General features: G+C 51.7%; 1 pseudogene. It reads right to left on the bottom strand.

Going from position 1 to position 232, the window contains the following annotated elements:
- Positions 1 to 120 (bottom strand): annotated as a pseudogene (locus ACQG3P_RS24925) (FliG C-terminal domain-containing protein); the annotation flags it as partial.
- Positions 121 to 232 lie beyond the last annotated feature (112 nt).

Below are 232 nucleotides of genomic sequence, written 5' to 3'. Positions count from 1 at the left end.
TCGAAGGGCAAGGCCAAGTCTCTCTCCACTCACATCGCGAAGAAACAGCATCAGTACGCGATCATCAAGTTCGATCAGGTCTACTAACACGAACATCAATTCATGGAAGCGCGCGCTCAGCCCCTAAACCATGAGCTAGAACTCGCCAAGGAACGACAAGTCCTAGCCACAGTCCATCAAGATCACTATCGAGGCCCAGCACTGCACGCAGCCCATGTAGGACGACTAAATT

Origin of the sequence: Stenotrophomonas sp. SrG (genome assembly GCF_050031795.1) — a bacterium.
Classification (GTDB): domain Bacteria; phylum Pseudomonadota; class Gammaproteobacteria; order Xanthomonadales; family Xanthomonadaceae; genus Stenotrophomonas; species Stenotrophomonas rhizophila_A.
This window is presented reverse-complemented; position numbering and strand designations above follow the sequence as displayed.